Below are 17,579 nucleotides of genomic sequence, written 5' to 3'. Positions count from 1 at the left end.
TCATGGCATTTGAATTCGAGAAAGAACTGAAGGTCGAGGAGACGAACATCCCGGGCCTGCTGGTGTTCGATCTGCCGGTGCACGGCGACAACCGTGGCTGGTTCAAGGAAAACTGGCAGCGCGCCAAGATGATGGGTCTGGGACTGCCGGACTTCGGCCCGGTGCAGAACAACATCAGCTACAACGCGACCAAGGGCGTCACCCGTGGCATTCACGCGGAGCCGTGGGACAAGTACATCAGCATCGCCGCCGGCGAGATCTTCGGCGCGTGGGTGGACCTCAGGCCGGGCGAGAGCTTCGGCCAGGTGTTCACCACCCGTCTGGACCCGAGCCGCGCAATCTACGTGCCGCGTGGTGTGGGCAACAGCTTCCAAGCTCTGCAGGACGGCACCGTGTACACGTATCTGGTGAACGCGCATTGGTCGCTCGAGCAGAAGAAGACCTACACGTTCGTAAACCTTGCAGACCCGGAACTGAACATCCAGTGGCCGATTCCGCTGAAAGAGTCCGAGCGCTCCGAGGCTGATCTGCATCACCCTATGCTCAAGGATGCCAAGCCCATGGCCTCCAAGCGCACCTTGGTGACGGGCTGCAACGGCCAGTTGGGGCACGCGATCCGCGCGTACGCGGAAGCGCATGGTCTGGAGGGGTTCGAGTACACGGACATCGACGAGTTCGACTTTTCCGACCCGAACGCGTACGACAAGTACGACTGGTCGTTGTACGGGACGATCATCAACGCGGGCGCCTATACGGCGGTGGACAGGGCGGAGACCGCGGAGGGGCGTCCGGTCTCGTGGAAGGCCAACGCCCAAGGCCCCGCCCTATTGGCCAAGGTGGCGGGGGAGCATCACATCACGCTGGTGCACGTGTCGAACGATTACGTGTTTGACGGGACCGCCGAGGAGCATACCGAATCCGAGGCGTTCGCCCCGTTGGGCGTGTATGGGCAGTCGAAGGCGGCGGGCGACATCGCCGTCGGAAACGCGCCGGAGCATTACATCCTGCGTTCCTCGTGGGTGATCGGCGAGGGGCGTAACTTCGTCAAGACCATGATGGGCCTGTCGGACCGCGTCGCCGACGGGAACGACGGTCTGAACCGGGTGACGGTGGTGGACGACCAGTACGGGCGCTTGACGTTCACCCGTGACATGGCGGAGGCGATCTTCCATCTGCTCGACAGCCATGCCCCGTACGGGACCTATAACCTGACCGGATCCGGTGCGGTCAAGTCGTGGGCGGAGATCGCCCGTGAGGTGTTCGATTTGACGAACGGTAACGGCGACAAGGTCAAGCCCATCTCGACGGCCGAGTATTTCGCGAACGCGACCAGCCCGGTCAGCACGCGCCCCGTGCACAGCGCGCTCGACCTAGCGAAGATTGAGGCGGCCGGATACACGCCCGCCGACTGGGAGGAAACCCTCAAAGAATACGTCACCCGCGAACTCAACAAGCGGTGAAACAGGAAGTGAAGGAAAACACCATGAAAGGCATTATCTTGGCTGGTGGTTCCGGTACGCGTCTGTATCCGTTGACGACGGTGACGTCGAAGCAGTTGCTGCCGGTGTATGACAAGCCGATGATCTACTATCCGCTCAGCGTGCTCATGCTTGCGGGTATCCGTGACATCCTGATCATCTCCACGCCGAAGGACCTGCCGAACTTCGAAAAGCTCCTCGGCGACGGTTCGCATTACGGCGTGCACTTTTCCTATAAGGTGCAGCCCAGCCCGGATGGTTTGGCGCAGGCATTCCTCTTGGGAGAGGAGTTCATCGACGGCGAGCCGTGCGCGCTCGTGCTGGGCGACAACATCTTCTACGGCAACGGTCTGGGCACCACATTGCGCAAGGCCGTCGCCAAGGCCGAAGGCGGCGGGGGCGCAAGTGTGTTCGGCTACTATGTCGACGATCCGGAACGCTATGGTGTGGTCGAGTTCGACGAGCATAAGAAGGCCGTGTCCATCGAGGAGAAGCCGAAGAAGCCGAAGTCGCATTACGCGGTGACGGGTCTGTACTTCTACGACGAGCGTGTGGTCGAGTTCGCCAAGCGGGTCAGGCCGTCGGCTCGTGGCGAACTGGAGATCACGGACCTGAACAAGATGTATTTGGAGGACGGCTCCCTGAACGTGCGTACGCTGGGCCGCGGGTACGCGTGGCTGGATACGGGCACGATGGATTCCCTGTACGAGGCGGGCGAGTTCGTGCGCACCGTACAGCGCGCCCAGGGCCTGCCCATCGCCATCGTGGAGGAAATCGCCTACGAAAATGGGTGGATTTCCAAGGAGGAGCTCCTCGAATCGGCCGAACGTTACGGCAAGAGCCCCTATGGCAAGCATCTCAAGGATGTGGCCGAAGGCAAAGTCGTGATTGTTCCTAACGACTGATTGACTCGGACGAATGCGGAAACGACATAGTATTTTGAGATTAATGCTGAGTGCGATAGCAGATTACGCATTTGCCGATGTATATGACGACATTGTTCATCAATAGTAAAAGGGGCTGCTGCATTGCAGTATGCAGCAGCCCCCTATAGCGTGCAATAACGCGAATTCCTGTACCTTGGTGGTTATTCTGCCTTTTTGCGGCCGCGGCGCTTCATAGTTTCGGAGGTGGCATTGGCGGCATCGAAAATCACGGTTTTGCTTTCCGGATAGGCAGCACCGTTGACGGACTGGTAAGCCACGTATCCATAGCCGAATATTAGGTAAAACGGGTGTCGGAACTCTCCGATGATGGGCATAACTGCCTGCGATATGCGAGCCGATGCATCCTGTCTTTTTCCAGAGGCTCACTCTGTTGCGTATGCCTGTGTGCTATTGCGACGAGGCGTACGGGAATGGACCATGGGCATATTACCGTCAGACATGCTCGTGCTTTACACTGAAATCCACTCCACGTACACTGATACCCAGTAGCACAGGAATACTGGGCACGGCGACCCGCCCGCAGACGACGGGACGATACTGCGTATACGGGAAGGAGGTGTGCCATGGGCGACAGAGACTTCAGATTCAAACTGGATTGCGCCCCGCGGGACGTGACCCCGAAGGCGTTGAGCCAGGCTGTGTCCGCATTCGCAAGGATACTGTTCGCAGCGGATGCGTCCGACTGGCGCATCTCCCGCATGGAACTGCACAGCATCGACCTCGCCGCGAAACCCGTGGTGGTGGACGAGAGAACGGAACGCTCGTTCGCCACACTGGACACCATCACCCGCCTGGCCACACGAGACGACGTGAATCGGGACGAGGCATTCCGGTTCTCCGGCGTATTTTCCGCGTTGAGTGATCTGGCCAAGGAGACCAACGCGAACATCACCGTCTCCTCGCACGAGGCGGAGGGCACGTTCACGCCCGGCGTGCTCACCGGCATCAACCGTCTGCTGATCCGTGGATCACGCCGCTCGTTCGGTCATGTGCGCGGCATGGTGGATAAGGTCATCCTGCAGCGCACGCACCGCACGCTCGGGCTGGTCGACCACGTCACCCGCAGCCGCGTCGACGTGAGATTCGGCCCCGAACTCGACCCGATCGTCAAACGCATCCAAGTGGGCATGGAGGTCGATGCGCGCGGCTTCGTACGCGCCGACGACGGCGAACTGGTGTCCGTGGACGCCGAGGACCTGGAGATCATCGCCGACGGCCACCGCGCCCCGGCTACTGCCGAAGACCTGGAAGGGATCATCAGCCTCGACTTCACTGGCGCTCTCGGCTCCGTCGATTTCGTCTCCACGCTGCGCGAGACCCATGACCACGGCACCACCATGGGAGGCGGGCGATGAAAATCAATGAGAGCGAATCTTCACGGCGCTATCCCGAACGCGCCGTGGTAGACACCAACGTCATCGTCAACGTGGCGCTCGGCAAGGACGACACCACCGACCCGTCATTCCTGCCCCGATCCGAACGACTGCTCAACGACGGCATCGCCGGGGAGCTGGAATTGCTGCTGCCCTCGATGGTGATGATCGAACTGTCCTGCAACTTCGTCATCCGCTCCGGCCAATCCGGACAGACACGCAGTCGGGCACGTGACCACAAGCAACGGCTGATCAAATGGTGCTATGACTGTGAATTGCCCATGGTCGATCTGACGGCCGACGCCGCTGGCTGGTTCAGCGAAACACCGGCGGTTCAGAACCTCCGGCCGGGCGACGCGGCGATTCTTGCCAGCGCGAAGTACGCCCACGCCACCCATGTCTACACTTGGGACGACAAATTCATCCGCACGGTGCAGCAGGCCCGCGAGCAAGGCCAGACCGATATCATCGCATGCAACCCGCCCATGCTCCCGCCCACTCAAGGCGAACTGGAACTGGCCGGAAACTGACAGACGCATAGCGAATGAGTCGTGTGCCAATGGCGATCGGTCAGGGCACGACTCGTACTTGCTTTACCAGCTTGACGCCGTATCCGTCGTGTGCAGGTGCGTGTTCATTATATGAATCCGAAAGCCAACGTTACAACGATGACCTATCCATCGTTTCAAGCCCCGATGGAGAGACTGGACCGCCATCGTGGACGGCAAAGGCAACACGAACCGTGTAAAGACAGCTGGAATTTGAAAAAGTAAAAAATCATCACTTGTTCCGCATCGGGCACTGGTCATAATCCCACGGGCATCCATTACGATAGGTCAACTGCTTATAACCGTCAGAGACGCTCTGCCCGATCATGCGTGAGCAATAATCCAGATCGATGATTCTCTCCAGACAATAGATGGTCACTCGTTGCGCTCCAGACTGTTTAAGCATGATGGAGGCTGATTCGGCGGTGCCTCCCGACGTCCATGTATCGTCGATGAGCAGTACATGTCTTAGTGTCTCATCCGAATACGAGCCATCCAGCGAGAACGTGGATGGTGCAATCGCTCGATGTTTCTGCTCATTAGCCAGCAATTTCACCTCCGGGATGGTTTTATTCAGCATCGGCGAGACCAATCCGTTGAGTGGGTGTGGCTGACCATAGCGTTCGCTGGTTGTGGTCGACGGTATGGTAGCCCATGCGCTCGGCATCACTCCATCAGACGTATGAGTTAGACAACTCCAATGGACGACAAGCGCATCACCAAGCACATATTTCAGCGTCTCGCAGTAATCCTCCTTGGATTCAGGGCGGTTGCGCTTGTATCCATCCATGACGCGGTACATCTGATCGAATTTAATAGCGTAGTTGGCAATCCTGACCCGATCCGCCATCAGATGTGCGACGCCGAGAGCCTCAGCCTGTTGGCGCAGACTAGTGCAGCTGTAGCAAAGCGATGCGCTGTCCAGCTTGGGACCGCCGCAGGTAGGACAGACATGATGCTTAGCACTGCGGTATATCACTGTTTTGGCATAGCTGCCCAACCTCCACCCCATACTCTGTTCAAAGCGGGCGTATGCAGCCAGCAGATTTAGATTCAGCGTAGAGTCAAGCATATTGCGCCTTCGCGTCGAGAATGTTTCCCAGCAATGTGTCTACATCGTTGTCGAGGAATGAGATCCTATCAAGTGCTTTACCGACCTCTTCGACACTGTGCACGACGAACACGCCTGGCTTGTTACGATATTCCTGCGCCCATTCGGTGCGTTCCAGTACGACGTCACGGAAAATCAACGGGCGTCCGTGACGTTGCGCCTGACGGGCCTGAATACGTGTGCCGGAATGTTCCGATGCCTCAACCACCACAGTGGCCAGACCATATCCCGACATCAGCGCGTTGCGCATCGGGAATGTCTGTTTGGTTGGCGGACTGTCAGGCCAGAACTGGGATAGCACCAGTCCCCGCTTTTCGATGCTTTTCTGCAGTTCACGGTTGGATGCGGGATAGCAACGGTTAATGCCCGTGCCAATGAATGCGACCGTTCGTCCGCCTGCTTCCAATGTTGCACGGTGGGCGAACGAGTCGACGCCTTCAGCCAGTCCTGCGATTACAGTCAATCCACGTTCGCACAGCATGCAAGCCGTGTCATGGGCGAACGTGGCACCCTCCGGTGAGCATTTGCGCGATCCCACGACACTAACACCTAAATCGTTCGAGAGCAGAGAACCCTTGGCGAACAGGAATGGCGGCACGTCTACGACCGATCGCAGCCGCGAGGGGAACCGGTCGTCGAACACGGTGACCAAGTCAAGACTTTGCTCTCGCCACTGCGTCACCTTCTGGTTGGCTTGATTCCACGCGGCATTCGCTTTCGCCGTGTATTCGACGGATGGCATGTCCTCCACCTCAAACAGTGAGCCCTGTTCATTCGTCGGCACATATTCGTGTTCACGAAGCGGATTATGCAACGGATCCATCCGATGCCTGAGCACACGCACAGCACTGCCTTCAACTAGACACTCGTTGGCCAATGAAGACCACGTATCAGGCCGTTCGCAGCACTCAATCAATGCGATCAGAGCAGCGTTTTCAACATCGAGCTGTCTCCTATCATCAAACCGCAACTCCAATCACCTCCAACATCGTAGAGCCTCGCTCAACCGGAAAACAACGAGATATCGACATACCATTTTACCGGCAAAGAAGTAAATTATTCTCTTCCCGCTGTCTATTTAGAAGGCTGTGGCACTTGAAACGTACCTGTACAATAGTCGAAACTGCGATGTTGCGGTTTGTGTTTCGTGACCGGGGAGGGGTGATTGTGGACAGTCGTTGTGTGAGAGGGTGTGTCGTGAATTATCAGTGGCGAGGGAAGCCTATTTAATTGATGTGGTGGGGGGCTGCATATGCATCTCAAGGATGTGCGGAGTGGCGATGATGAGCTAGGGTGTGTTTACACTATTTAGGTTTTGTGTGATAATTGGCGTATATGTACGCCGAGGTATGACATCACGCTGGATCAGTTCATGAGGATTGCGCACCTGTTGCCGCGCCAGCGCGGCAACGTGGCGGTCGACAACTACACGTTCGTCAACGCCTTGCTGTGGATGTGCCGCACGGGGGCCCGTGGAGGGACCTGCCGGAGTGCTACGGCAAGTGGATCACCGTCTACCAGCGGTTCAACCGCTGGTCCAGGAACGGCGCGATGGAGCGCCTGTTCACGGCATTGCAGGAGGAGCGGATCATCGCCGTCGAGGTTCGGGTGCCCGCCCTGGACTCCACGAGCGTGAAGGTCCACCGGCACGCCGTACGTGTATGTAAGTGAAAATCACAGACCATTCCTTCCACTGGGTCGAGGCTCGTTCGTCGAAACGCGGGATTGTCTTGCTTCCTTTTGGGCCGAGCCGGTATAGTAGATACCGCAAACGATGGTTCCGGTCCGTCCGTGCCGTGTTTTGGCCTCCTCACGTAAAAAAGGATCTCGCCGCTTTGTCGCGTATCTGGCCGTACGCGATGACGCACGATATGGCGTAAAGGGTTGCAAAGCCCTTTGAACGTGCAACTGGTCCCGCCATGGAGACCGAAAATCTCATGGAAAACACGTTCCCTCCGAGGAACGCGGATTGTCGTCGCGAGAGGACGTTAAACGGCTGAATGAAACCGCCGGCTGCTCAAGGGCGCCGGCTTTCATTCTTTTTTCTTTTTTGACGGGAAGGTCGCGCGAATGGGTGTTGCCGAGGATCTCGACATCGTATATGCGGCCGCCAAGGTCTACAAAGAGGAACTGTGCGGCAGAAGGGTTCTGTTTATACCCAACGACCGCACCACGCCATTGGAGGTCTTCTTCGGCGCGGATAATTTCATGCATCTGTGCGGCATGAAATACCCGGTCACCAGCAAGCGGGATTTCCTCGATATCGCTGTCAACGAATCCATTGATGCGACGCGTCTTGAGTACACATACGACCACTGCACTGATCTGAAGATTTCGGTGCTCGGGCTCTTGGTCAGGTTGGATTCCAAGGCCTCGATGTTCGAACGACATCCGTCCTTGCCGGGGGAGACCAAAGCGGATTGCGTAGCCATCAACATGAATGCAGTGATGGGCTTCATCGAGCACAGGACTCGGATGGTTCCCGATACGGCGTTGAATCTGGAAAGGCGTTGGACTAACGCGCACAAAGTTCTCGCCATCGTCAAAACCGAGAGGAACAGCAGCACGTACACTCGCGTGACTAAACGGCCCGCGGGCCGCAAAGCAAGTCGGGACAAGACCGACCGTATCCTCGCCTCGCTGAACCGGTATGTAGGCGATGGCGATATCCTGCCGGTAAAGACGGCCTTCCTTTCGGAACTCTAATCCGACTCGCCCAATCACGAGTTCACACTGCGTACCGTTGATCGGGTCGGATCTTCAACGAGCGGCCGACACGACGCTGTCTCGGCATGTCAGGGCTCAGTGAGAGCGTATGGGCAGACTGATTATCGCCACAAGGACGGGCGAAGACCAAAGTGAGCAAGATATCGGGCATTACCGTCACATGCTCCAAGTCATTCCATGAGATTAACGAATCAGATTTTTCATCACCTTTTTGAATGCGCAACTTTTCTTGTATGAAATTATCATTGTTGGATTTCCTGGCGATAACTTCGAAGACTGTATGAGGGTCTGGCTACGAGATCGATAACTTTCATTAAGTGCAATCTGACATATACTCATTGCCTGTTGTGCGCAATATTTCAAATTTTTGCGGCTGTTCCAAGGGTTTCAGACGATATCCATGGTCTCGAGAAGTTCCCCGGTAGGTGCTAAATTATAGACCATCTGTGAAAATTTCCCGAAGAGGTAAGGAAGAACATTGACCATCGCTGATTTGCTGCAGATCGTTCGCAAGCATCTCGCGTCTGCGATTATCTCGTTCGTGGTGGTGTTTGCTGCGGTCGCAGCTGTCACGTTCATCATGCCGCCGAAGTACACGGCTACGGCTGAAGTGTTCGCCACGTATGCCGGTCAGTCCGGCGAGACGCAGACCGCCAACGATATGAGCTATGGTGCCAATTATTTGAACACCCAGATCAAGACGTATCCGGAACTGGTGAAGACCGAAGCCGTGCTCCAGCCCGTCATTAAGGACCTCGGCCTGGATATGACCACGACCGATCTTGCCGGCGTGGTGACCGTTACGAACCCCACGAACACATTCATGGTGGACATCTCGGCGGAAGTCGGCGATCCGCAGCAAGCGGCCGACATCGCCAACAGCGTGGCGAAGAACCTGACCGATCAGATTTCTTCCGACCTGTACAACAACTCCTCCTCCAGCGGCTCTCCCATCAAGCTCACGGTAGTGCAGAAGGCTCAGACTCCTACCGGGCAGAGCTCCCCGAACATTCCGCTGTATCTGGCCGCGGGCCTGATTCTCGGCCTCATCGTAGGCATTGGCGTTGCCCTGCTGAAGGACATCCTCAACACCAAGGTGGACTCCACCGATGACGTGCGCGAACTGACCCACGCCTCTTCGCTGGGTACCGTGCCGCAGGCTGCGATTCTTGACGACAGCCGTCCGGTCGTGGTCGCTCAGCCGGCCGGTAGCGAGGCTGAGGAATTCCGTCGTATTCGTACGAACCTGTCGTTCCTTACCACCACCGCCACGCAGGGTCATGGCCGACTGCTGGTCATCACCTCTACCGATCCGTCCGAAGGTAAGACGACGGTTTCCTCCAACGTTGCCGTGGCTCTCGCCGAGGAAGGCAAGAGCGTGCTGCTTATCGACGCCGATCTGCGCCACCCGTCCGTGGCCCACAAACTCGGCATCGAAGGCCACGTGGGCCTGTCTCACGTGCTGTCTCGCCAGGCATCCCCGGCCGATGTCATTCAGAAGTACTGGAAGCCGAACCTGCACATCATGCCGGCCGGCAAGCGTCCGGCTAATGCCAGCATTCTGCTGAACTCCGACCTGATGAAGGAAATGGTCGATCAGGCCCTCACCCAGTACGATTACGTGATCATCGATACTGCTCCGCTGTCCGTTGCCAGCGACGCCACCGTATTCGGTCGTATGGCCGGTGGTCTGGTGCTCGTGACCGGTAAGGGCGTTGTGGAGAAGAAGGAGCTGAGAAGCACCGCTACGGCTCTGCAGACCGCCGAAGTGCCGATTCTCGGCTTCGTCTTCAACTTCGCTGATCCGAAGAAGATACACTCGAAGAACTATTACTACTACTATTACGAGGACGGCAACAAGCGCAGCTCTCATAAGGGTGCCAAGAGCAAGGGCTAGGGCAAGAAGGAAGGCCACAAGTAGTAGTTTCGGCGTTTGCCTATTGTCTTGCAATATGAACCGTGCGGTGCTTCTGTGCCGCACGGTTTTAGGGTTATAGGCCAAAATGTGTGTCCGGCGGTCTAGTCGTTCGACTGCCATTCGACCCGTGTGTGGAACTCGTTCCAGTCGATGCCGGTGCCGTATCTTGCGGGGATGCCGAACGTCTCGTACTGGCCTTGCGGGCTCCTTTCCCATGCCTGCCGGTAGAGGCGCTCGAGTCGTTCGTCGGTCATCGCGTTGGCCGCGAGCCACGCGTCGGTCTCGGGACGTTCCGTGTGCTGGTGGCACCACCAGCAGATCGCCTTCAGCCGTCTGACCAGCCGCAGTCCGCGGTGGCGGCGCAGCATGTCGCGCAGGCGCGCGTTCCATGATTCGACGAGGTTGTTGGTGGACGGCACCGGGCCGACGGACGCGAGCCCCTCGTCGAGGAACGTGAACAGGTGGCCCTCGCGGATGCGTCTGCGGATCATGCGCCGTGCCTTGACGAGCCTTTGGTGCATGTCGTTCACGCCGCCGTCGGCGTATTCGCTCTTCTCGTCGAGGAACGAGGCGAAGTCCTGCTCCCACTGGTTGTAGGAGACCAGCCATTCGGCCGCGCCGCCCGCGTCCCCGACGCGGGGCAGGGACAGGGCCACCCGGCGCAGCCGTCCGCCCGCCTCGAGTCTGGGCCGCCTGCCGGTCAGCTCGAGGATGTTGGCCTGCACGTGGAACAGGCACCGCTGGATCCTCGTATCCGGCCACGTGGCCTTCGCGGCCTTGAGGACGCCGCCCCCGCCGTCGCATACGAGCACGTCGGGCGGCGCGATGCGCGCCATCAGGCACTGCCATGCCGCCGCTTTCTCGCTTTTGGCGACGTGCCAGCCGATCACGTGCCCGCCGGCCACCGCGATCAGGTGTTTTTAGTCAAGTCGGTGTTTCGTGTTTCGTCACTAATTTTTTTCGGTTTTCGGCATGAGGAGTGCCGGCCGGTGGTTTGTTTTACTGGTTGTCCGTCTTGCCGAACATGAGGGCTTGGCTGACGCGTCGGCTGGGGCCGGTGAATTCGATGAGGCGTCCGTGGTGGACGATGCGGTCGATGATCGCGGCGGCGAGTTTGTCGTCGGCGAAGATCGTCCCCCATTTGCTGAACTCGATGTTCGTGGTGAAGATGATGCTGCGACGTTCGTAGCTGCCGGCGATGATCTGGTAGAGGAGACGGGCCCCGTCGAGGCGCACGGGCGCGTAGCCGAACTCGTCGAGGATGATCAGGTCGGCACGGGCGAGGTCCCTGAGCAGGCTGTCGAGGGCGCCGTCGCGTTTGGCCTTGCCGAGCTGGAGCACGAGCTCCGCGGTCTGCCGGAACCTCACGCTCCTGCCTTGCTTGATGGCGAGCATGCCCAGGGCGGTGGCCAGGTGGGTCTTTCCGCGTCCCGTCTTGCCGTAGAACACGAGGTCCTGCGCCTTGGCCGCGAAATCGAGGCCGGTCAGCTGCTCCTTGGTGTATCCGTCGGGCAGGCGCACGTTCGCGAAGTCGTAGCCGTCGAGGCTTTTGGGCACCGGGAACCGGGCCTGGCGCATGAGCCTTGCCCGTTTGGAGGCCTCCCTGTTGGCCAGTTCCGTGGCGAGCATGCGGTCGATGGCGTCCAGTTGGCGGGGCGTGGCCCATTCGAGCGTTTCGTCGATGGTGGCCTGCGAGATGAACAGGCTCCTCGCCCGCTCGCGCAGCGGGCCGGGGTCGGTCCGTCCGTTCTTCTGGTTCACTCGTCCTCCTTGGTGTAGGCGATGTCGTATTCGCTCAGGTCCACGGGGTCGTCGTAGGCCACGGGTCCCAGGCCCGAGGCGTAGCGTGCCGCGGCCAGACATACCCCGGCCCGGTCCGTGCCTCCGGTGGATTCGAGGATCACCGGGCATGCCGGCCACGGCCGCCCGCCAGCCGCTCTCGCCGTCGGCGTGCAGCAGGGCACGCAGGCTGTCGCGCCGCGTGGCCTCGTCCTGCGCGTCGATCCATTCGCGAAGCGGGTCGGGCATCGCGTCGCGCACCCGGCTGTTGCGCCAGGCCGCCGGCCGGTCGCACAACAGCCCGAGCTGGCTCGACGGGTCGCCGCTGTCGGTCGGCTTGTCCCCGTAGGACCTCGGATGCGTGATCACGCGTTTGCCTTCGGCATCGAGGATCTCCACCTCCAGGGCCCTCAGGCCGACGATCATCTCATGGCCGGCGTGTTCGGGTCCGGCCGCGTACCGGTGGCGGCCCTGGACGGTGATGTTGCCGTATTTGTCGGCCTTCATCCTCGTCCACGTGACCACGTCGAACGGCTTGGCGGGCAGGGGCAGCAGCGCCTTTCGGTCCTCGTCGAACAGGCCGGTCTGGCTCTCGCCCTTCCTGTAGTGGTCCTTGTCCCCCAGTTCGAGGCAGCGGCCGGGCAGGCGCAGGTTGAAGCTGTCGAGGTTCCATACGCCGGGCACCGGCACGAACAGCCTGCGGCGCACGGCCCCGACCCGGGCCTCGACGCCGCCCTTCTCGTGTCCCGAGTACGGGTTGCAGAACGTGTACTCGAACCCGTAGTGCGCCTGGAACGCCTGGAACAGGCGGGTCAGGCGGATCCTGTCGAACCATTTGCGTCCGACGCCGGCGGCGTTGTCATACACGATGCGTTCGGGCACCCCGCCCAGCCATTCGAATAGGTTCCTGAGGGCCTGGCACGTGCACTCCGCGTTCTCCCCGGGCATCAGCCGGCTCGGCCCGATGTTCGAGTACGGGAAATCCAACACGAAATGCCGCATTCGCGTCACGACGCCCCGGTAGCGCACGTCGACCTGGCCGAAGTCCGCCTGGCATTCGCCCGGATGCCACGACAGGTCCAGGAAACCGGCCTCCCGCTCCGCCGCGGCCTCGCGCCTGAGCCGCGCCCCGGTCCGGGTCACCGTCGACAACGACACCCCGGCCCCGTACTCGTCGCGCAACCGCTCATGGATGCGGGTCGCGGTATGCCGCTGCTTGCGCCAGGTCTCCCGGTCCTCGGCGAGCATGCCCTCGATCATGGGCAGCCACTCGTCGATCACCGAACCACGACGTCGCCTCACGGGCGGCCTGGCCGATAGGTCGTCGACCCTCAGATACTTGCGCACGGTCGGCTCGCTGACCCTCTCGCTGCGCGCTATCGAGGCGATGGACTCACCGTTCCTGCGACGCGAACGGATAGACTGTATTTGGGGCATGCTGATCATTGCCTTTCCGGACCTTTCCCGAATGGAACTAGAAGCACCATCAGGCTAAGGCCCACGGGTGGTCGGCATGCCTTTCCGCCTAAACCCGAAAAACCTTCGTGACTAAAACCTCAACTTCCTATTGAACAAAAACAATCAGGACCACCGCGTCGCGGTGCAGGTGGATGCCGTCCACGTGCACCACATGATGCACCTCGTCCACCAGGGGCACGGGCGGCCACAGGCTCCACATGAGCTCGCACCGGCGGCGCAGCGTGCGTGCCGGCAGCCGGTGCTCGGCCTGCGATTGTTTCGAGAACAGCCAATCCAGACCGCACCGCAGATCACGGGCGCTGTTGTCGCGCGACTGGGTGCGTGAGCTCCCGCAGCCGGCGTTCCGGCACCGCCACCTGATCCGTCCCGAGCTCGTCCTTCCGTTCCGCTTCATCGGCTCGCCGCACACGGCGCAACAAGGTGTGTTCATCCACCCAATCTGCCACGCCAACTCGAAAGTCACTCAACCGTTGTGCCGCAAGGCCTGACCGGCCATTCCGGACACACATTCTGGCCGACCTCGAGTTCCCCGCCCATACAACTCGAACAGGAGGAACGCCCACCGCCACAAAGGAACACAAGCCAAAACGGACACACATTTTGGCCTATAACCCCGGTTTTACTGTTAAAGGACTGAGTTGTTTGGGTGCATGATGCTGGCTGTATATCGAATAGTAAAGAATTGTGACGTTCTTGAGTACCAGCTGGCACACTTGGCATGGGGCTGTATAAACTGACAGTTTGGAATGACTTCAATGACGCAAAGGAATGAGAAGAGCATGGGAACAGACGAACGCCCTGAACTGAACGCGGAATCTGGTTCCTCTACGTCTCCGGCTCACGGCGATATCGTCGATACCTGCTGGGACATACCGCCTATCTCGTTTGTCGATAACGCAGGCAGCGCTGCGTCGGGTGACGGCAACAGTACTGGTGCTGTTGCGGATGGCTCTCAATTTGCATTCCCCAGCTTTGACGAAGTAATGGAGTGGCCCGCTGCGGGCGCGGCGAATACTGATGGCGGTGCCTCTTCCCCTTCCGATGCTGTGGCTACTGCCCCGATGACTTTTGCGGCGCCTGATACTGCGGAGAGCGCTCAGTCGCCTCAGCGGGATGACAATGCGACGCTGTCGCTTTTTGCGCCAGTTCCTGAAGCCAAGCCGCAACGTGATAGTGCCACAGACGATCTGAGCATCGATTTCAGTGCCATCGAGCAGAACCCTGAACCGGTGGAGGAGCCGGAGGGAGACCGCGCGGCAGAGGTGTCTCGCGGTGGCAAGGGCGGCAAGAAGAAGACCAAGGGCATTATCATTTCGGTGATTGCTGCGCTGGTGGTGATTGCAGCGATCATTGGTGGTGTATGGTACTGGCGTTCCAGCGAGCAGCGTCAGGAAAGCCATCAGCTGCATCAGGATGCGTTGACAGCATGTGCTGAGGCCGTGGACCAGAATTCCACCGCTCAGAAGGCGCTGGCCAAGGCGTTGGCCGACGCCCAGAGTGCTCAAAGCATTACAGCTGATCAGGTGGCTGACGGCGCGACCGTGGATGCGTTGAAGAAGGCAGTTGCTGCGGTAAAGAACGTGGAAGCGGTGGAGTGCAAGACTTCAGCTTCTACGTCGGACCTCAAGGAATATGCCAAGACGGCCACTAGCCAGACCAAGACCGCCAAGAAGAACGCCACTGCGATTACTGCCGCGGCAAAGGCCGTGACGGACAGCAAGAACGCCAAGGATCAGGCTAACGCCCAGCAGGCGTTGCAAGGCAAGATCGCCGAGGCACAGACTTTGCTGGACAACAGCCTGTATGCCGTCGACGATAATTCAACGCGAGTGACGCTGGAAAGTGACATCGCCAACGCCAATACCGTGCTGTCCCAGCAGGGCACTGACGTAAAGGCCATGCAGGATGCCGTCAACACGCTGACTGCGTCCATGGATGCAGTAAACACGTCCATGGCCAACTACAGCGCAGCTGTTGAGGCTCAGCAAGAAGCAGCGCGGCAGAAAGCTCTGAATGATTATTATGCACGATTAAGGCAGCAGCAGTTGTTGCAGCAGCAACCAGACGATGAGGGGACAGGTGACCCGGTGGCTGGTCAGGAGACGAAACCGAAAGATGAGCCGAAGCCGTAAGTGATTGTGCTCTAGCCTAATTGTCAAAGGAACCGCGAATAACAGTAGCGCGCATTTCCACCATTTGCTGTTGCGAACCAGCTCAATATACGCGTGCTTTGTGCCGCTATGCCGTCACGGATTCGCATAATCAGTTCGAATTTATTTGCGGTTTGTTCGCCGGTGGCGGATTGCTCCAGCTGTTGTGCCAGTGCAAGAGCTTCCTCAGAAACTTGTAGGAATGCTGGCAATGTGCTCAATGCATATTCGAGAAGTATATTACCGAGCGTCTCCCAATCGGATTGTCCTGTACATGCTTCGGCAAATCGATGCCAGTGACGTAAATCGATACGTTCCCATGAATATTCTCCTCCAATGTGCATCGCAAGTTTACGTTCTTTGCGCTGTGTATCGTAGGCAAAATACGATGCGATATCGTATAGCGGTGCAAGATGGGGTGTCCCGCCGATTGGTTCCAAAATAGCATAATTCTTGGCATGTGCATCTCCGCCGGCAATGATGTAGTTGAAAACCAACGCTTTGAAGAAAAGATGTACGCTGTCCTCTGGCAAACCATTGTCGCGCATGAAATGCACGATGTCAGTGGCTCCTGGGCCTCCCTCTGATTCATACTTTTGGTCGGTCATAACACTCATCGCTTGGCATAAATCCTCCTGATGAATGCGCTTCACGATTGCGGGTGCGACGCTGTTGTCGACAATGCGATCCCATCGTTCGCTGACTATTGCCGGAATGCCGCCGAAAAGACAATAGTCGGATTGTGCAACGGGAATTCCGAGTTTCTTTGCGGTATTAAGACATATGTATTCATTGAATGCCTGTTCGTGCAGACTACTTACTCCGGGTTTGATGATGTGAGTAGTGGCGGCTTTGCCTTCGGCCTCATACCATTGTCCATTGGTGAATCTGACGGCGAGTTTGTCATGTGCGCCGTTTAAAGACCAATGTTCATCGGGGCTTTGCCAGGAAGGCGGCTGTTCCCCTGTTATTTTTTCGAGTCGTTGTCCGATTTGTTCTTTGCTGATTGGCGTAATCGTTTCTGTGATTAGAGAGTCTGATTTTTCGGGAATGAATTGCACCCCTCCACCACAGTCAAGGCCAACGGCGGTGAGTAGCGAAAAAGGATTGCGCGCATTAACGCCATGTAAACGTGCTATGCGTTGCCTGACTGCTGGGTCATCAGGAAGGATCCCATCAATATACGCTTCGACTGCAATGCCCTTCCATGGTGCTGCGCGGCGCGGCATCGATAATGATAACTGCGCATTGCTGGGGCTTGATAAGTCATAGGTGAAAGTATGATTGCCGAAAAGATCCTCTTGGAGGACTCCTAAGTGGATGCCTTCCAAAAAAACGTTAAGCATCTTGATTTTTGTCATCGTATTCCTCGTTGTCGTTCGGTTCGTCTGCCCCTGTAAGGTCATATGCGTCGGATGCTGAGGATAGGTCATGCAATGTGTCGAGATATTGTCGCACTGGCAGCGAAGATATGGATTTCAGTTGAAGCTGATATTGTTTGAGCTGCTCTTGGAATGATGGTAACGAGGTCGCTTGTTCCGCAATCTGCTTGGCCAGTTTTGCCATGCTTGGTGTATTGGTTTGGCTCAATGCATCTGATGTTTCTGCGAACGTATTCTGATTGCTTGCGAGAGATGCATGCGCTGATGGGTACGGGGCTATGTCCTGTGTGGAGGGCACTTCGTATGACACGGTAAAAGTGACCTCTAGGGCGTTGCATAATGCAAGGATTCGGCTGAGGCTGGCGTTTTCGATTTTTCCTTGTTCTAATTGGTTGATCCAAGGACGGCCGAGACCGGTTTGTTGGGCGAGCGCTGTCTGCGTGAGTCCTTTGGCGATGCGTGCGTCACGTAGGCTGATAGCGAGCTGGCGGGTCGACCGTATGATACTAGAAGCTTTCATTGATCCACCTCGATGTTAGTAATACCGAACATTACTGTCATTGTTCGATCATTCTAACATTACATATGAATATTGTGTTGTCTATCTCTAACATTTTATAAAATGTTAGAGATAGACAACACAATTATTATTCGGCTGATAAGGCGCAGAAATGCCGATGCCGGTCC

General features: G+C 58.0%; 13 protein-coding genes and 4 pseudogenes. 8 read left to right on the top strand and 9 right to left on the bottom strand.

The window, feature by feature from the left end; all coding sequences use genetic code 11:
- Positions 1-2: 2 nt before the first annotated feature.
- The gene (locus MMB48_RS09225; RefSeq protein WP_032744856.1) at positions 3-1,460 is read left to right on the top strand and encodes a sugar nucleotide-binding protein; all 1,458 of its coding nucleotides are present in this window, start codon (positions 3-5) and stop codon (positions 1,458-1,460) included.
- Between the two features lie 23 nt (positions 1,461-1,483).
- Positions 1,484-2,383, top strand: coding sequence for a glucose-1-phosphate thymidylyltransferase RfbA (gene rfbA / locus MMB48_RS09220; protein WP_032744855.1), 900 nt, complete (start codon positions 1,484-1,486; stop codon positions 2,381-2,383).
- 182 nt (positions 2,384-2,565) lie between these two features.
- On the opposite strand, the gene MMB48_RS09215 is transcribed toward rfbA, so the two are convergent.
- A complete protein-coding gene (locus MMB48_RS09215; protein ID WP_155237327.1) occupies positions 2,566-2,739 on the bottom strand; it encodes a hypothetical protein in 174 nt (57 codons plus the stop codon).
- Between the two features lie 249 nt (positions 2,740-2,988).
- Between MMB48_RS09215 and MMB48_RS09210 the strand changes: the two genes are divergently transcribed.
- A complete protein-coding gene (locus MMB48_RS09210; RefSeq protein WP_032744854.1) occupies positions 2,989-3,780 on the top strand; it encodes an OB-fold nucleic acid binding domain-containing protein in 792 nt (263 codons plus the stop codon).
- The gene (locus MMB48_RS09205; protein WP_032744853.1) at positions 3,777-4,328 is read left to right on the top strand and encodes a type II toxin-antitoxin system VapC family toxin; all 552 of its coding nucleotides are present in this window, start codon (positions 3,777-3,779) and stop codon (positions 4,326-4,328) included. Before MMB48_RS09210 ends, MMB48_RS09205 begins: the two co-directional genes overlap by 4 nt.
- A gap of 250 nt (positions 4,329-4,578) precedes the next feature.
- On the opposite strand, the gene MMB48_RS09200 is transcribed toward MMB48_RS09205, so the two are convergent.
- On the bottom strand, positions 4,579-5,418 hold the full coding sequence (locus MMB48_RS09200; protein ID WP_032744852.1) for a hypothetical protein: 840 nt from the start codon (positions 5,416-5,418) through the stop codon (positions 4,579-4,581).
- The gene (locus tag MMB48_RS09195; RefSeq protein ID WP_080714869.1) at positions 5,411-6,199 is read right to left on the bottom strand and encodes a DNA-processing protein DprA; all 789 of its coding nucleotides are present in this window, start codon (positions 6,197-6,199) and stop codon (positions 5,411-5,413) included. Before MMB48_RS09195 ends, MMB48_RS09200 begins: the two co-directional genes overlap by 8 nt.
- 686 nt (positions 6,200-6,885) lie before the next feature.
- Between MMB48_RS09195 and MMB48_RS11730 the strand changes: the two are divergent.
- From MMB48_RS11730 to MMB48_RS09180, 3 genes and pseudogenes are all read left to right on the top strand, one after another.
- A pseudogene (locus MMB48_RS11730) lies at positions 6,886-7,128 on the top strand (transposase); the annotation flags it as partial.
- 399 nt (positions 7,129-7,527) lie between these two features.
- Positions 7,528-8,163: a PBECR4 domain-containing protein gene (locus tag MMB48_RS09185; protein WP_050496299.1), complete on the top strand. Its 636-nt coding sequence runs from the start codon at positions 7,528-7,530 to the stop codon at positions 8,161-8,163.
- Positions 8,164-8,662: 499 nt separating this feature from the next.
- Positions 8,663-10,081, top strand: a complete 1,419-nt coding sequence (locus MMB48_RS09180) for a polysaccharide biosynthesis tyrosine autokinase (protein ID WP_032744851.1) — start codon at positions 8,663-8,665, stop codon at positions 10,079-10,081.
- A 122-nt stretch (positions 10,082-10,203) separates the two neighbouring features.
- Here MMB48_RS09180 and MMB48_RS09175 read toward each other — a convergent pair.
- The 4 genes and pseudogenes from MMB48_RS09175 to MMB48_RS09160 all read right to left on the bottom strand — a co-directional run.
- Positions 10,204-11,016, bottom strand: a pseudogene (locus tag MMB48_RS09175) (IS256-like element ISBlo17 family transposase); the annotation flags it as partial.
- Positions 11,017-11,101: 85 nt separating this feature from the next.
- Positions 11,102-11,863, bottom strand: coding sequence for an IS21-like element helper ATPase IstB (gene istB, locus MMB48_RS09170; RefSeq protein WP_032744850.1), 762 nt, complete (start codon positions 11,861-11,863; stop codon positions 11,102-11,104).
- Positions 11,860-13,318: pseudogene (gene istA / locus MMB48_RS09165) on the bottom strand (IS21 family transposase). Before istA ends, istB begins: the two are co-directional and overlap by 4 nt.
- Positions 13,319-13,460: 142 nt before the next feature.
- Positions 13,461-13,790, bottom strand: a pseudogene (locus tag MMB48_RS09160) (IS256 family transposase); the annotation flags it as partial.
- Between the two features lie 325 nt (positions 13,791-14,115).
- On the opposite strand from MMB48_RS09160, the gene MMB48_RS09155 reads away from it, so the two are divergent.
- Entirely contained in the window at positions 14,116-15,492 is a 1,377-nt protein-coding gene (locus tag MMB48_RS09155) for a hypothetical protein (RefSeq protein WP_080714865.1), read from the top strand.
- 23 nt (positions 15,493-15,515) lie between these two features.
- Here MMB48_RS09155 and MMB48_RS09150 read toward each other — a convergent pair whose 3' ends face one another.
- Both MMB48_RS09150 and MMB48_RS09145 read right to left on the bottom strand, forming a co-directional pair.
- Entirely contained in the window at positions 15,516-16,871 is a 1,356-nt protein-coding gene (locus MMB48_RS09150; RefSeq protein ID WP_032744847.1) for a type II toxin-antitoxin system HipA family toxin, read from the bottom strand.
- Positions 16,849-17,412 carry a helix-turn-helix domain-containing protein gene (locus MMB48_RS09145; RefSeq protein WP_032744846.1) on the bottom strand — a complete coding sequence of 188 codons (564 nt, stop codon included), beginning with the start codon at positions 17,410-17,412 and terminating at the stop codon, positions 16,849-16,851. Before MMB48_RS09145 ends, MMB48_RS09150 begins: the two co-directional genes overlap by 23 nt.
- Between the last annotated feature and the right edge of the window lie 167 nt (positions 17,413-17,579).

Origin of the sequence: Bifidobacterium sp. FKU (assembly GCF_026016385.1) — a bacterium.
Lineage (GTDB): Bacteria > Actinomycetota > Actinomycetes > Actinomycetales > Bifidobacteriaceae > Bifidobacterium > Bifidobacterium infantis.
Note: the sequence above shows the minus strand (reverse complement) of the source record. Positions and strands in the feature narration are given on the sequence as shown.

Excerpts from the sequence above, each read along its gene's own strand:
- MMB48_RS09195 (WP_080714869.1), bottom strand. The coding sequence starts at position 6,199 with ATGCCATCCGTCGAATACACGGCGAAAGCGAATGCCGCGTGGAATCAA.
- MMB48_RS09200 (WP_032744852.1), bottom strand. The coding sequence starts at position 5,418 with ATGCTTGACTCTACGCTGAATCTAAATCTGCTGGCTGCATACGCCCGC.
- MMB48_RS09210 (WP_032744854.1), top strand. The coding sequence starts at position 2,989 with ATGGGCGACAGAGACTTCAGATTCAAACTGGATTGCGCCCCGCGGGAC.
- rfbA (WP_032744855.1), top strand. The coding sequence starts at position 1,484 with ATGAAAGGCATTATCTTGGCTGGTGGTTCCGGTACGCGTCTGTATCCG.
- MMB48_RS09150 (WP_032744847.1), bottom strand. The coding sequence starts at position 16,871 with ATGACAAAAATCAAGATGCTTAACGTTTTTTTGGAAGGCATCCACTTA.
- MMB48_RS09155 (WP_080714865.1), top strand. The coding sequence starts at position 14,116 with ATGACGCAAAGGAATGAGAAGAGCATGGGAACAGACGAACGCCCTGAA.
- MMB48_RS09205 (WP_032744853.1), top strand. The coding sequence starts at position 3,777 with ATGAAAATCAATGAGAGCGAATCTTCACGGCGCTATCCCGAACGCGCC.
- MMB48_RS09145 (WP_032744846.1), bottom strand. The coding sequence starts at position 17,412 with ATGAAAGCTTCTAGTATCATACGGTCGACCCGCCAGCTCGCTATCAGC.
- MMB48_RS09225 (WP_032744856.1), top strand. The coding sequence starts at position 3 with ATGGCATTTGAATTCGAGAAAGAACTGAAGGTCGAGGAGACGAACATC.
- MMB48_RS09185 (WP_050496299.1), top strand. The coding sequence starts at position 7,528 with ATGGGTGTTGCCGAGGATCTCGACATCGTATATGCGGCCGCCAAGGTC.
- MMB48_RS09215 (WP_155237327.1), bottom strand. The coding sequence starts at position 2,739 with ATGCCCATCATCGGAGAGTTCCGACACCCGTTTTACCTAATATTCGGC.